General features: G+C 55.1%; 15 protein-coding genes. 4 read left to right on the top strand and 11 right to left on the bottom strand.

From position 1 onward, the window contains the following. Nucleotides 1-54: 54 nt before the first annotated feature. From fis to V6942_RS12015, 11 genes are all read right to left on the bottom strand, one after another. Nucleotides 55-351 carry a DNA-binding transcriptional regulator Fis gene (gene fis / locus V6942_RS12065; RefSeq protein ID WP_000462905.1) on the bottom strand — a complete coding sequence of 99 codons (297 nt, stop codon included), beginning with the start codon at nt 349-351 and terminating at the stop codon, nt 55-57. 24 nt (nt 352-375) lie between these two features. Next, on the bottom strand, nt 376-1,341 hold the full coding sequence (gene dusB, locus V6942_RS12060) for a tRNA dihydrouridine synthase DusB (RefSeq protein WP_106927353.1): 966 nt from the start codon (nt 1,339-1,341) through the stop codon (nt 376-378). Between the two features lie 360 nt (nt 1,342-1,701). After that, nucleotides 1,702-2,583 (bottom strand): 50S ribosomal protein L11 methyltransferase, encoded by an 882-nt coding sequence (prmA, locus tag V6942_RS12055; protein ID WP_106927351.1) that lies wholly within the window; start codon nt 2,581-2,583, stop codon nt 1,702-1,704. A gap of 11 nt (nt 2,584-2,594) precedes the next feature. After that, nucleotides 2,595-4,046: a sodium/pantothenate symporter gene (gene panF / locus V6942_RS12050; RefSeq protein ID WP_333501282.1), complete on the bottom strand. Its 1,452-nt coding sequence runs from the start codon at nt 4,044-4,046 to the stop codon at nt 2,595-2,597. Next, the gene (locus V6942_RS12045) at nt 4,036-4,278 is read right to left on the bottom strand and encodes a YhdT family protein (protein ID WP_106927347.1); all 243 of its coding nucleotides are present in this window, start codon (nt 4,276-4,278) and stop codon (nt 4,036-4,038) included. The genes panF and V6942_RS12045 overlap by 11 nt, the downstream gene beginning before the upstream one ends. Nucleotides 4,279-4,388: 110 nt before the next feature. Then, the gene (accC, locus tag V6942_RS12040; protein WP_106927345.1) at nt 4,389-5,738 is read right to left on the bottom strand and encodes an acetyl-CoA carboxylase biotin carboxylase subunit; all 1,350 of its coding nucleotides are present in this window, start codon (nt 5,736-5,738) and stop codon (nt 4,389-4,391) included. A gap of 10 nt (nt 5,739-5,748) precedes the next feature. After that, nucleotides 5,749-6,207 (bottom strand): acetyl-CoA carboxylase biotin carboxyl carrier protein, encoded by a 459-nt coding sequence (gene accB / locus V6942_RS12035; RefSeq protein ID WP_106927343.1) that lies wholly within the window; start codon nt 6,205-6,207, stop codon nt 5,749-5,751. A gap of 22 nt (nt 6,208-6,229) precedes the next feature. Beyond that, nucleotides 6,230-6,682, bottom strand: coding sequence for a type II 3-dehydroquinate dehydratase (aroQ, locus tag V6942_RS12030; RefSeq protein ID WP_106927341.1), 453 nt, complete (start codon nt 6,680-6,682; stop codon nt 6,230-6,232). A 234-nt stretch (nt 6,683-6,916) separates the two neighbouring features. After that, entirely contained in the window at nt 6,917-7,516 is a 600-nt protein-coding gene (msrQ, locus tag V6942_RS12025) for a protein-methionine-sulfoxide reductase heme-binding subunit MsrQ (protein WP_333501281.1), read from the bottom strand. Then, nucleotides 7,516-8,514 carry a protein-methionine-sulfoxide reductase catalytic subunit MsrP gene (msrP, locus tag V6942_RS12020; RefSeq protein WP_106927337.1) on the bottom strand — a complete coding sequence of 333 codons (999 nt, stop codon included), beginning with the start codon at nt 8,512-8,514 and terminating at the stop codon, nt 7,516-7,518. Before msrP ends, msrQ begins: the two co-directional genes overlap by 1 nt. A 78-nt stretch (nt 8,515-8,592) precedes the next feature. Beyond that, complete coding sequence (locus tag V6942_RS12015; RefSeq protein WP_182929938.1) at nt 8,593-9,567, bottom strand: MDR family oxidoreductase; 975 nt, start codon at nt 9,565-9,567, stop codon at nt 8,593-8,595. Nucleotides 9,568-9,790: 223 nt separating this feature from the next. Between V6942_RS12015 and csrD the strand changes: the two genes are divergently transcribed. From csrD to mreD, 4 genes are all read left to right on the top strand, one after another. Beyond that, nucleotides 9,791-11,731 (top strand): RNase E specificity factor CsrD, encoded by a 1,941-nt coding sequence (gene csrD / locus V6942_RS12010; protein WP_106927333.1) that lies wholly within the window; start codon nt 9,791-9,793, stop codon nt 11,729-11,731. Between the two features lie 304 nt (nt 11,732-12,035). Further along, entirely contained in the window at nt 12,036-13,079 is a 1,044-nt protein-coding gene (gene mreB, locus V6942_RS12005; protein WP_000913396.1) for a rod shape-determining protein MreB, read from the top strand. Nucleotides 13,080-13,147: 68 nt separating this feature from the next. Then, complete coding sequence (mreC, locus tag V6942_RS12000) at nt 13,148-14,155, top strand: rod shape-determining protein MreC (RefSeq protein WP_182929939.1); 1,008 nt, start codon at nt 13,148-13,150, stop codon at nt 14,153-14,155. Further along, entirely contained in the window at nt 14,155-14,643 is a 489-nt protein-coding gene (gene mreD, locus V6942_RS11995; RefSeq protein ID WP_064541739.1) for a rod shape-determining protein MreD, read from the top strand. The genes mreC and mreD overlap by 1 nt, the downstream gene beginning before the upstream one ends. Nucleotides 14,644-14,647: the final 4 nt, after the last annotated feature.

The following is a 14,647-nucleotide window of genomic DNA, read 5'->3' as shown; positions in this document are numbered from 1 at the left end:
AAAAAGCAAAGGGGCCAATTGGCCCCTTTTAAATCAACTGCTTACGGCTTATTTTTAGTTCATGCCGTATTTTTTCAGTTTCTTACGCAGAGTACCGCGGTTGATGCCCATCATCAGGGCTGCGCGGGTCTGGTTACCACGGGTGTATTGCATCACCATGTCCAACAGGGGCTGTTCTACTTCAGCCAGTACCAGCTCATACAGGTCATTAACGTCCTGACCGTTCAGTTGAGCAAAATAGTTCTTCAGTGCCTGTTTAACCGAGTCACGCAGGGGTTTTTGGGTTACCTGATCCTGAGAGTTAACGGTAGAAACGGTCAGTACGTCAGAATTTACGCGTTGTTCGAACATAGTTCTGTCAGCTCTTTATTTCTATTACGCAAAATTTTCGAAGTATGCCTCCAACGCCTCCAGCTGTTCGCTGGCATCCTCAATGGCGTTGAATGTGCGCCGAAACTGGTCATTTGGAGCGTGCTCCTGGAGATACCAGGAGACGTGTTTCCGCGCGATTCGGTAGCCTTTTGCTTGACCATAAAAGTCGTGCAGTTCCCGAACGTGCGCACAAAGCAAGCGCTTAACCTCTGCCAAAGGCAGCGGGGGCAGCAGCTCCCCAGTGTCCAGATAATGCTGGATTTCCCGAAAGATCCAGGGTCTTCCCTGAGCCGCACGGCCTATCATCAGGGCATCAGCCCCCGTATAGTCGAGTACAGCTCTGGCTTTAAGCGGGTCAGTAATGTCACCATTCGCGATAATCGGAATGGAAACGTTCTGCTTAACTGTCCGAATGCTGTCGTATTCAGCTTCTCCGTTAAACAAGCAGGCGCGAGTGCGTCCGTGAATAGTCAGAGCCTGAATGCCACAATCTTCAGCCAGTTGGGCAATCTCTACACAGTTACGGTGTTCAGGAGCCCAGCCAGTGCGAATCTTGAGTGTGACAGGAACGTCCACCGCCTTTACAACCGCGTTCAGGATAGCCTTCACCTGATCCGGGTATTGCAGTAGGGCTGAGCCTGCGAGCTTGCGATTCACCTTTTTTGCCGGACAGCCCATATTGATATCAATAATCTGGGCGCCGCTTTCCACATTAATGCGGGCGGCTCCGGCCATTTCTTCAGGATCGCTACCGGCGATTTGCACCGTGCGAATACCTGGCTCATCCACGTGCACCATCCGTAGCCGGGACTTGTCGCTCTCCCACACCTGTGGGTTGGAGGACATCATCTCTGATACGGTTAGGCCTGCCCCCATCTCGTAGCACAACGTCCGGAATGGTCTGTCAGTAATGCCAGCCATGGGCGCTGCGATCAGGCGATTTCTGAGCTGGTGTTGTCCGATGCGCATGAGTTAAGAAATGACCATACTGTGACTGCAAGGCGGCGTATATTACGCATTTTTTGCACGAGATGAAAGGCCAAACTTTGAGCAATCAGATGTTGTAGATCAATGAATCTCAGTCCTGAAAGCGATTCGAAGATAAATTTCTATATTAATCATAAAATTAAATAAAAGTGGATGATTTGTGCGCATTGATAAAATCATCAAACTTCTCTCGCATTCTTACGTAATGGCCAACGTCTGAACGATAAAACGATGATATTATGAACAATATTGAAGAGCTAAATGAGATCTGTCTCGCATTTATGGCGGGGAAAAGAGAGCAGGTAGGGGAAAATGCGGCCCGCAGGCCGCATTGAGAGAAGATTATTTTTTGCGTCCGGTAATCCGGCACCACTCTTCTTTTTCGACTACAGCATCGAGGTCGAAAAGGTCGGCGTACGCTTCGCACACGCTTTCCGCCTGGCTGGCGAGAATACCGGAAAGGCCCAGCAGGCCGCCTGTAACCGGCAGTACGCTGATTAATGGCGCCAGCTCGCGTAACGGGCCGGCCAGGATGTTAGCGACCACCACGTCGGCTTTCATGGCTTCTGGCTGGTCCTGCGGCAGATACAGCTCCAGACGCTCAGAAACGCCGTTACGCTGGGCGTTATCGCGGCTCGCCTGAATAGCCTGCGGATCGATATCGATCCCGATTGCGCGCGCGGCACCCAGCTTCAGTGCGGCGATCGCAAGGATCCCTGAACCGCAGCCGAAGTCGATCACGGTTTTACCCGCCAGATCCAGACCGTCCAGCCACTGCAGGCACAGGGAGGTTGTTGGATGGGTGCCGGTGCCAAACGCCAGACCCGGATCGAGCATGACGTTGACCGCGTTCTCGTCCGGCACGTCGCGCCAGCTTGGGCAGATCCACAGACGTTCGCCAAAACGCATGGGGTGGAAGTTATCCATCCACTCGCGTTCCCAGTCTTTGTCTTCCAGCTGTTCGATTTTATGCGCAAAGCCTGTGCCCAGCAGCGGATGCTGTTCCAGGAGGGCAACGACCTCTTTCATGTCGGTTTCTGCGTCGAACAGGCCGATAACGTCGGTATCGCCCCACAGGCGAGTTTCACCCGGCAGCGGCTCGAAGACCGGCGTGTCATGCGTATCCTGGAAGGTGATGGAGACCGAACCGGCTTCCATCAGCGCATCGCTAAGATCTTCGGCATTCTCGCCGGTTGTGTTCAGTTTCAGTTGGATCCACGGCATGGCAAAACTCTTTATTTATCAGTAGAAATTACGGCAGCCTGCGGTGCTGGGTGACCAAAACGGTTCCCGACCACAAACGCCAGCAAACTTAGCAGTAACGAGGGCACAATCGGATGGAAGCCCAGGTACTGAATCTTAAACGTCGCCAGCACGGCGTAAAGTACGCCGCCGACGATCATCGCGCTTAATGCACCGGCGGCGTTCGCGCGCTCCCAGTAGAGGCCAAGCACCAGCGGCCACAGGAATACGGCTTCCAGCCCGCCAAAGGCCAGCAGGTTCAGCCAGATGATCATCTCCGGCGGTCGCCAGGCGGCCAGCATCATCAGAATGCCCAGTACCAACGTGGTCCAGGTTGAGATGCGTTTCAGGCGGTGTTCGTTATGTATTTTAGTCGGCTGCGAACTGAGCCACAGATCTTTAACGATTGTCGCCGACGCCTGCAAGAGGTGGGCGTTTACGTTCGACATAATCGCCGCCATCGGTGCGGCAAGAAACAGGCCGGCGGCCCACGGCGGTAGAACCTGTACCATCAGCGTCGGGATCACCAGATCCGGTACGGTGAGGTGCGGTAGCACCGCACGCCCGAGCGCGCCCGCCAGGTGCATCCCCAGCATCAAAATTGCGACGACGATAGTGCCGATAATAATCCCGCGGTGCACCGCCTTACTGTCTTTATAGGAGATGCAGCGAACGGCAGTATGCGGCAGGCCAATCACGCCAAAGCAGACCAGTACCCAGAACGAGGTCATAAAGGTTGGCGTCAGGATATCGTCCGCACCGTGTGGAGAGACCAGCTGCGGGTTGATCTGTTCCAGCGTATTGACCGCGTTATGCAGACCACCGGCGGCATGAACCACGCCAACCAGCAGCACGATGGTGCCAATCAGCATCACCATCCCTTGCATGGTGTCGTTGAGCACGCTGGCGCGGAAGCCGCCAAAGGCGGTGTACAGTGCGATGGTGATACCAAAGATCAGTAGCCCGGTTTCGTACTTAATCCCCGCTGCGGTTTCCAGCAGCCGCGCGCCGCCGATAAACTGGACGGCAATCGCCCCCACAAACGCAACCAGCAGGCTGATACTGGCGATCCAGACGACAGCACGATTCTGGTAGCGAGCCTGCAGCATGTCGTTAAGGGTAATGGCATTATAACGGCGCGCCAGAATGGCGAATTTCTTGCCCAACACCCCCAGCGATAGCCAGATAGTCGGCACCTGAATCAGCGCCAGTAGTACCCAGCCTAGCCCGTATTTATAGGCGGCGCCCGGCCCGCCGATAAACGAGCTGGCGCTGATATAGGTGGTGGTCAGCGTCATTGCCAGCACAAAACCGCCCATCGAACGGCTACCGAGAAAATACTCGCTGAGGAAGGAGCCGGTGCTGCGTTTACGCATGGCGTACAGCGACAGGCCGAACACCACGAACAGGTACAGCACCAGGACAACGATAATCTCAGTTTGCATCGTTATCCTCCAAAGGAATATCACGGAAGATAAAGCGCACCATCAGCCAGCAAAGAAGGATAAACACCAGCGGCATCAGCAGGCAGGCCATTTCAAACCAGCGCGGCAGGCCGGTGAAGCCCTGCATTGAGCTTGGTATGTAAGCGCTTGCTAACCATGCTGCAAGATAAAGAAGGGTTAGCCCTAGCGCCCAGCGCGCCTCTTTATGGGCCTGAACAAAACGCTTGTCCATTTTTTGTCCCTTGTGGATGAAGAAAGCGGGGATTGTACCGCAAGGAAAAGATGAGGGGAGAGAAAAACAAAAAAGGCCGGAAAATCCGGCCTTTTGCTGCGAGAACAGGATTATTTTTCCTGCAATCCGAGTTTTTTCTCCAGATAGTGGATGTTAGTACCACCATGCTGGAAGTTCTCGTCGCTCATAATACGCATCTGCAGATCAACGTTGGTTTTGATACCGTCGATGATCAGTTCCTGCAGCGCATTCTTCATGCGAGCAATCGCCACGTCACGGGTCTCACCGAAGCAGATGAGCTTGCCGATCATTGAGTCATAATACGGCGGTACGGTGTAGCCGGCGTAGATATGAGATTCCCAACGAACGCCAAAACCGCCCGGCGCGTGGAAGCGGGTAATTTTACCCGGGCTTGGCAGGAAGGTATCCGGGTCTTCGGCGTTGATACGGCATTCCACCGCGTGGCCGCGAACCTGAACTTCTTCTTGCTTGATGGACAGCGGCTGACCGGCAGCGATACGCAGCTGCTCTTTGATCAGGTCAACGCCGGTGATCATCTCGGTAACCGGGTGCTCTACCTGGATACGGGTGTTCATTTCAATGAAGTAGAACTCGCCGTTTTCGAACAGGAACTCGAAAGTACCTGCACCACGGTAGCCGATATCCACGCACGCTTTCGCGCAGCGTTCGCCGATGTAGCGACGCAGTTCCGGGGTAATGCCCGGCGCTGGCGCTTCTTCGACGACTTTCTGGTGACGACGCTGCATAGAGCAGTCGCGTTCAGCCAGATAGATAGCGTTGCCCTGGCCATCAGCCAGCACCTGGATCTCGACGTGGCGAGGATTTTCCAGGTATTTCTCCATGTACACCATGTCGTTGTTGAAAGCAGACTTCGCTTCCGCTTTGGTCATGGCAATGGACTGCGCCAGATCGGCATCGCTGCGCACCACGCGCATACCGCGACCGCCGCCGCCGCCGGAGGCTTTGATAATGACCGGGTAGCCGATGCGTTTCGCATGTGCACGGTTAGCGTCCATGTCGTCGCCCAGCGGGCCGTCAGAGCCCGGAACGGTTGGTACGCCGGCTTTCTTCATCGCGGTGATTGCAGACACTTTGTCGCCCATCAGGCGAATGGTGTCGGCTTTCGGGCCGATGAAGATAAAGCCAGAACGTTCAACCTGCTCGGCAAAGTTGGCGTTCTCAGAGAGGAAGCCATAGCCTGGGTGAATCGCAACGGCCCCGGTGATCTCAGCGGCGCTGATGATAGCCGGGATGTTCAGATAGCTTTTTACGGACGGAGCCGGGCCGATACAAACCGTCTCATCCGCCAGCAGTACGTGTTTTAAATCGCGGTCCGCAGTGGAGTGTACAGCGACGGTCTTAATGCCCAGTTCTTTACAGGCACGCAGAATACGCAGTGCGATCTCGCCGCGGTTCGCGATGACAATTTTATCCAGCATCTTCGCCTCGTTACTCGATGACGACCAGAGGCTCGTCAAATTCAACCGGCTGACCGCTTTCTACCAGGATTGCTTTCACAGTCCCTGCTTTGTCAGCTTCGATCTGGTTCATCATTTTCATCGCTTCAACGATGCACAGGGTGTCGCCCACGTTAACTTTCTGACCAATTTCCACGAATGCTTTAGCATCCGGGCCTGGGGTGCGATAGAAAGTACCAACCATCGGGGAACGTACGATGTGACCACTGATTTCAGCTTTAGCCGGAGCTTCAGCTGCAGCTGGTGCTGCCGCGACAGGTGCCTGCTGTTGCATTACAGGCGCTGCATAAGCCTGCTGCATCACTGGAATGCCGGTGTTCGGTGCTGAACGGCTGATGCGTACAGACTCTTCGCCTTCAGAAATTTCCAGTTCGTTGATGCCAGACTCTTCGACCAGCTCGATCAGTTTTTTAATCTTACGAATATCCATGAGTGGGTTCCGTACTCTTTGTTTAGTTTGATTGTGACAGGCGTTTTACCGCCGTCTGTAAAGCGTATGAATAGCCGTCAGCCCCGAGTCCGCAGATAACGCCGGAAGCGATATCAGACAGATACGAGTGATGGCGGAATGGTTCGCGCGCATGAACGTTGCTCAGGTGAATCTCGATAAACGGGATGCTCACCGCCAGCAACGCATCGCGAAGGGCAACGCTCGTGTGCGTGAACGCGGCCGGATTGATCAGGATATAGTCAATATTGTCTTTAGCCTGATGAATACGGTCGATGAGGACGTACTCGGCGTTGGATTGCAGGCTATCGAGCGTGACGTTCAAGGCTTCGGCTTCCGCGTTTAAGCGGCTTACGATCTGGGAAAGCGTCAGCGTGCCGTACTTCTCTGGCTCACGGGTGCCTAACATATTCAGGTTCGGGCCGTTCAAAAGCAAAATGCGAAACTTGTCAGTCATTGTGCTGCTATCTCCTGCAATTCTCGGGTAAAAAACAAAATATACCTTCGATGCGCGATTGTCACCTTTTCAGAGGCTTAAAACCCCCTCTAGGAAAACCAAGGTCGCACATTATAACTATTTCGTAGCATTTGGCAGCTAAATACTGGTCTTATCAGGGAAGATTATCAACCGCTATCGTGTAAAGAACGTCTGACTATAAGTGAATTGTGGTAAACCGCACATATCGCGACATCATCGCCACCATTGGCGAAACTTCTTGTATCGGCAGGCCAACAGCACGATGGCGCACCCAGCGTAGAGAAGCGGCTGGGGTGAGATTATCTTCACCGACCATAGGTAATGTATCGGCGCGAGGATCGCGACAAGATAGACGAAATTGTGCAAAAGCTGCCAGCGCCGACCTAATTTTCGCTGCATAGCCTGAGTAGAGGTCACCGCCAGCGCGAGCAGGATTAACCAGCAGGCGAAACCCAGCAACAAATACGGCCGGGTAACAATCTCCTGCCCTAATAGCGACACATTGCGGATGCCGAGCTCCAGTAAACTGTAGCTGGTCAGGTGAATCGTCGCCCACGCAAAGCACCACAGCCCCAGTAATCGGCGCGTACGAATCAGCAGCGGCTGTTTAGCGTAGCGCGCCAGCGGAGCGACTAACAAGGTCGCCAGCAGTAATTTCAGAGCCATCCTACCGGTAAAATGCTGAATATCCTTCACCGGGTCGGCGCTAAGCTGGCCGTGAGAAACCGCCCAGAACAGCCAGACAAGGGGCAAAAATGCCGCCAGATGCAGGAAAACTTTCAGCCAGATAACTTGTTTAGCCGTTAAACGCATTAAAAGTTCTCCCGCAGGTTCATGCCGCGATACAACGACGCCACTTCATCGGCATAGCCGTTAAACAGCAGCGTCGGCTGGCGTTGGACGTCGAGGATGCCGCCTGCGCCAATAAAACGTTCGCTGGCCTGTGACCAGCGCGGATGATCGACGTGTGGGTTAACGTTGGCATAAAACCCGTATTCATCCGGCGCCGCCAGGTTCCACGTAGAATGAGGCCGCTCGCGGGTGAGCATAATGCTGACGATCGATTTAATGCCTTTAAAACCGTATTTCCACGGCACGGTCAGGCGGATCGGTGCGCCGTTTTGCGGCGGCAGCGCTTTGCCGTAGACGCCTACGGTCAGCAGCGTCAGGGGGTGCATCGCCTCGTCGAGGCGTAACCCTTCTATATAAGGATACGCGAGGCCGCCGCCGATAAAGCGGTCTTTCTGTCCGGGCATGGTTTCCGGCGAGTAGAGCGTTTTGAAGGCGACATATTTGGCGTTGCTGGTGGGCTCGACGGCAGCCAGCAGCTTATGCAGCGGGAAGCCAATCCACGGAACCACCATCGACCAGGCTTCAACGCAGCGCATACGGTAAATTCGCTCTTCCAGCGGAAAACGTTTTGTCAGAGAGTCATGGTCAAGCGTTAAGGGTTTCGCGACTTCACCGCCGATGGTCAACGTCCACGGGTTGGTCGGCAAGCTTCCGGCGTTGGCCGCCGGGTCGGCTTTATCAAGGCCAAACTCATAGAAGTTGTTGTAGCCGGTGACTTTATTTTCCGGCGTTAACGTCAGCTTATTTTGCCATTGTGTGGGCTGCGTGAAGGTCAGCGGCGCACCGGAGGGGGCGGCGGGACGGTCATTACCTTTAAACCAGTCGGTGAGGCTGGAGGCGTGAAGCGGAAACGAGGCCGTGGCGGCGCCGAGGCCTAGCATTTTCAGCACCTGGCGGCGCTTGAGCATAAACACGGACTCGGCCGTGACGTCTGCTTCGGTCAGTTTTTTGTAGCTCATGATGCACTCCGTCATGCTTTTTTTCTAAGCATGACGGAGGCAACGGGTTAATGCGAATATGTCACGAAAAATTGCAGATTAGGCGATTTTGACCAACGTACGGCCCTGAATCTGGTTGTTAATGATTTTGTCGGCGAAGCGCGGTGCGTCTTCCAGCGCTATCTCCGTCGCACTCTGCGCAAAGAACGATTCCGGCAGGTCGACAACCAGACGCTTCCAGGCTTCAGCGCGCCGCGCCGCTGGCGTCATGACCGAGTCGACGCCCTGAAGACGGACATTGCGCAGAATAAACGGCATGACGGTAGTCGGCAGGGCAAAACCGCCCGCCAGGCCGCAGGCCGCAACGCAGCCACCGTAGTTCATCTGCGCCAGCACTTTCGCCAGCACTTTGTCGCCAACCGTATCCACGGCACCGGCCCAAATCTGTTTTTCCAGCGGACGGGTTTCGGCAAATTCATCGCGGCTCAGAATACGGTTTGCGCCGAGTGCGCGCAGATAGTCGTGAGTGCTTTCTCGCCCGGAAACCGCCGTCACCTGGTAACCCAGCTTGTGCAGCAGGGCGATCGCGGTGCTGCCTACGCCGCCGCTGGCGCCGGTCACCACGATTTCCCCGTCGTCAGGACGCACGCCCGCGTCTTCTAACGCCATGACGCAGAGCATGGCGGTAAAGCCCGCAGTACCGATGATCATCGCCTTACGCCCATCAAGACCTGCTGGCAGCGGCACCAGCCAGTCGCCGTTGACGCGTGCGCGCTCGGACAGCCCGCCCCAGTGGTTTTCGCCCACGCCCCAACCGGTCAGCAGAACCGGCTGACCCGGGGTATAGCGCGCGTCGTCGCTGGCGTGCACCGTACCGGCGAAGTCGATACCCGGCACCATCGGGAAGTTACGGATAATCTTCCCTTTGCCGGTAATGGCCAGCGCGTCTTTGTAGTTCAGGCTGGACCACTGGATATCCACGGTGACGTTACCCTGCGGCAGCAGACTGTCGTCAACGGCCTTCACTGCGGCGATGGTTTTGCCATCCTGCTGATCTAAGATGAGTGCCTGCATAACCCTTTCCTTACTTACATGGACTGATAGTGAAAAAATTAACCCGGGACTATACTCGCTTATCATAATTTGATGCCGATTTGGCGCAATAAATTGCCAGATCCGCCAGGTTTGGTAGTATGCCGACCTGGTTTGATATGTTAGTGCTTACTTCTTGTAAGACACGGATGCTGGCACCCGACCTGCTGTCGGTAGACGAATAACCCGCGGAGTTAACTCAGGGATGCGATTAACGACGAAGTTCTCAGCCTTTTTTACGCTCTTAACCGGGCTTACCATCTTTGTGACGTTAATCGGCTCCTCGCTGAGTTTCTATAACGGCATACAGTATAAGATAGCCAGCCGCGTTCAGGCTGTCGCGACGGTTCTGGATAACCGTCTGGTCAGCACCTCATTTGATAAGCTGGATAATCAGCTTGATGAAATCATGGTGCCGCTCGACATCGTGCATATCGACTTTACTCTCAACGGTAAATCGCTGTTCAGCCATACGCGCAGCAGTAGCTATTTGCCGATGGGCAGCCATTATCAGTTCCGCGAAATGTCCGTGCCATCGCTTAAACATCCGGGAATGACGATTCATCTGGTCTATCAGGACCCGATGGCCAACTATTTCCGTTCGCTGATGACGACCGCACCGCTGACGATCACCATTGCCTTTATGGTGCTGGTGGTGTTTATCGCCGTGCGCTGGCTGCGTCGCCAGCTGGCCGGCGAAGAGCTGCTGGAACAGCGAGCGACGCGCATCCTCAACGGCGAACGCGGCGCGAAGGTAAAAGGCAGCATTCATGAATGGCCGGCGCGCACCAGTTCGGCGCTGGATATGCTGCTGTCGGATCTGCAGTTCGCCAGCGATCAGCGCAGCCGCCTGGATACGCTGATCCGTTCCTACGCCGCGCAGGATGCGAAAACCGGTCTAAGCAATCGCCTGTTCTTTGATAACCAACTGGCCACGCTGCTGGATGACCAGGAAAACGTCGGCTCGCATGGCATCGTGATGATGATTCGCCTGCCAGATTTTGATTTCCTGCGCGATAACTGGGGCCGCGCAGCAGCGGAAGAGCATGTCTTTACGCTCATCAATCTGCTTTCTACCTTTATAATGCGCTACCCCGGCGCGTTGCTGGCGCGCTACCGCCGCAGCGACTTTACGGTGCTGTTGCCGCATCGCACGTTGAAAGAGGCGGACAGCATCGCCGGGCAGTTGCTGAAGGCGATAGACGGTCTGCCGTTGGCCAAAATTCTCGACCGTGACGATATGATGCATATCGGTATTTGCGCCTGGCGCAGCGGACAAACCACCGAACAGGTGATGGAGCACGCTGAAGCCGCGGTGCGTAATGCGGTGCTGCAAGGCAGCAACAGCTGGGCTATCTATGATGATTCGCTGCCGGAAAAAGGCCGTGGCAACGTGCGCTGGCGTACGCTCATCGAGCAGATGCTCAGCCGCGGAGGCCCGCGTATCTATCAAAAACCGGCCGTCATGCGTGACGGTAGCGTGCATCACCGTGAGCTGATGTGTCGCATTTTTGACGGCAAAGAGGAAGTGATTGCCGCCGAGTATATGCCGATGGTGCTGGAGTTTGGTTTAGGTGAAGAGTACGACCGCCAACAGATTACCCGTCTGGTTCCTTTCCTGGGATTCTGGCCTGAAGAAAATCTGGCCATTCAGGTCACGGTTGAGTCGCTGATTCGCCCGCGCTTTCAACGCTGGCTCCGTGATGTATTAATGCAGTGCGAAAAATCGCATCGCCGACGGATTATTTTTGAACTTGCTGAGGTAGATGTCTGTCAACATATGACGCGTCTTCAGCCCGTCGTCCGTTTATTGCATGCTTTAGGCGTTCGGGTTGCCGTTACCCAAGCGGGTTTAGCGCTTGTCAGCACCACCTGGATTAAACAGCTTGAGATTGAACTGATTAAGCTCGATCCGGTGCTGGTGCGGAATATTGAAAAGCGCAGCCAAAACCAACTGCTGGTACAAAGCCTGGTCGAGGCCTGCAAGGGCACTTCTATCCAGGTGTTTGCCGCCGGCGTCCGCAGCCGCGGCGAGTGGCAGGTTTTAACGGAATGCGGAGTTTTCGGCGGCCAGGGCGATTTTTTTGCTGCTTCACAGCCACTTGACGCAAATGTGAAAAAATATTCGCAAAGATATTCGGTTTGACCTGCTGTTTAACGTGTTTATCACGTAGAATAACGCGCGCGGTTTTTTCTGGGGGTGTGCATGTCTGCTCGCCGGAAAAAAAGACGCACCATGCATGTGAGGTCCTTTGACAGGTACAAATCCAGGAAGGAGCGGCAGTGAGTCTCCCTGCACTGAAGGAGTCAGGTTGGATTTGTAACAAAGGTAACGAACTGCACTAATTTTCACCGTTGCAGATGATTTTTGCGCCTTGTCGCTGCTGCGTGTGGTTGGTAAAGTAAGCGGATTTTGTTTTCCGCCCCAGCTTTCAGGATTATCCCTTAGTATGTTGAAAAAATTTCGTGGCATGTTTTCCAATGACCTGTCCATTGACCTGGGTACCGCGAATACCCTGATTTACGTAAAAGGACAAGGCATCGTATTGAATGAGCCTTCCGTGGTCGCCATTCGTCAGGATCGTGCCGGTTCACCGAAAAGCGTGGCCGCCGTAGGTCATGACGCTAAACAGATGCTGGGCCGTACGCCGGGCAACATCGCGGCCATTCGTCCGATGAAAGACGGCGTTATCGCTGACTTCTTCGTGACCGAGAAAATGCTCCAGCACTTCATCAAACAGGTTCACAGCAACAGCTTTATGCGCCCGAGCCCGCGCGTGCTGGTTTGTGTGCCGGTTGGCGCAACCCAGGTTGAACGCCGCGCAATCCGTGAATCCGCTCAGGGCGCTGGCGCCCGTGAAGTCTTCCTGATTGAAGAACCGATGGCTGCGGCAATCGGTGCGGGTCTGCCGGTTTCTGAAGCAACCGGTTCTATGGTTGTGGATATCGGTGGTGGTACTACCGAAGTCGCCGTTATCTCTCTGAACGGCGTGGTTTACTCTTCCTCTGTCCGTATCGGCGGCGACCGCTTCGACGAAGCGATCATCAACTACGTTCGTCGTAACTACGGCTCTCTGATCGGTGAAGCGACCGCAGAACGTATCAAGCACGAAATCGGCTCCGCTTACCCGGGTGACGAAGTGCGTGAAATCGAAGTCCGTGGCCGTAACCTGGCAGAAGGTGTTCCGCGTGGCTTCACGCTGAACTCCAATGAAATTCTTGAAGCGCTGCAGGAACCGCTGACCGGTATCGTAAGCGCCGTGATGGTTGCACTGGAACAGTGCCCGCCAGAACTGGCTTCCGACATCTCCGAACGCGGTATGGTGCTGACCGGCGGCGGCGCGCTGCTGCGCAACCTCGATCGCCTGCTGATGGAAGAAACCGGTATTCCAGTTGTCGTTGCTGAAGATCCGCTGACCTGCGTAGCGCGCGGCGGCGGCAAGGCGCTGGAAATGATCGACATGCACGGCGGCGATTTGTTTAGCGAAGAGTAGTCAGCATGAGGTTCAGGGTAGCCAGCAGGCTACCCTTAATTTCACTGACACGAGAATACGCATAGCCTATGAAGCCCATTTTTAGCCGTGGCCCGTCGCTGCAGATTCGCCTTATTCTGGCGGTGCTGGTGGCGCTGGGTGTCATTATCGCCGACAGCCGCCTGGGTATGTTCAGTCAAATCCGAACATACATGGATACTGCCGTCAGTCCTTTCTATTTTGTTTCTAATGGTCCCCGTGAACTGCTCGATAGCGTCTCGCAAACGCTGGCATCACGCGACCAGCTCGAGCTTGAAAACCGCGCATTACGTCAGGAGCTGCTGCTGAAAAACAGCGACCTGCTGATGCTGGGTCAGTACAAACAGGAAAATGCCCGTTTACGCGAACTGTTAGGTTCACCGCTGCGCCAGGACGAACAAAAAATGGTGACGCAGGTGATCTCAACGGTTAACGATCCGTACAGCGATCAGGTTGTTATCGATAAAGGCACCGTCAACGGCGTCTATGAAGGCCAGCCGGTCATCAGCGACAAAGGCGTTGTGGGTCAGGTTGTCGCGGTGGCAAAACTGACCAGCCGCGTGCTGCTGATTTGCGATGCAACCCACGCGTTGCCGATTCAGGTGCTGCGTAACGATATCCGCGTGATTGCCGCCGGTAACGGCTGCACCGACGATTTACAGCTGGAGCATCTGCCGGCCAACACCGACATTCGCGTCGGCGATGTGCTGGTTACCTCCGGTCTGGGCGGCCGATTCCCGGAAGGGTATCCGGTCGGCGTTGTCTCGTCGGTTAAGCTGGACACTCAGCGTGCCTATACCGTTATTCAAGCGCGCCCAACGGCGGGCCTGCAGCGTCTGCGCTATCTGCTGCTGCTGTGGGGCGCCGATCGGAATGGCACTAACCCGATGACCCCGGAAGAGGTACATCGCGTTGCTAACGAACGCCTGATGCAGATGATGCCGCAGGTGCTGCCGTCGCCGGAAGCGATGGGGCCACAGCTGCCTGCGCCAGCAACCGGCATGACCGCCCCCTCTGCGGATACGCCGCCACCTCAGCTCCCCTCAGGAGGGCAATAGTGGCAAGTTACCGTAGCCAGGGACGCTGGGTAATCTGGCTCTCGTTTCTTATCGCACTGTTGCTACAAGTTATGCCCTGGCCGGATGACCTCACGGTTTTCCGGCCGAACTGGGTCCTGCTTATTCTGCTTTACTGGTCGCTGGCGCTACCGCACCGGGTGAATGTGGGCACGGGCTTCGTGATGGGTGCCATACTGGATCTGATCAGTGGTTCAACGCTCGGCGTGCGCGCGCTGTCGTTGAGCATTGTGGCGTATCTGGTGGCGCTAAAGTATCAGCTGTTCCGCAACCTGGCGCTCTGGCAGCAGGCGCTGGTCGTTATGCTACTCTCGCTCGCGACGGATATTATTGTTTTCTGGGCAGAGTTTTTAGTGATCAACGTCTCTTTCCGACCTGAAGTGTTCTGGAGTAGTGTAGTAAACGGCGTGCTTTGGCCATGGATATTTCTACTGATGCGTAAAGTTCGTCAGCAATTTGCCGTTCAATAAGGTC

This window comes from Kluyvera genomosp. 2 (assembly GCF_036759865.1).
Classification (GTDB): domain Bacteria; phylum Pseudomonadota; class Gammaproteobacteria; order Enterobacterales; family Enterobacteriaceae; genus Kluyvera; species Kluyvera ascorbata_B.
Note: the sequence above shows the minus strand (reverse complement) of the source record. Positions and strands in the feature narration are given on the sequence as shown.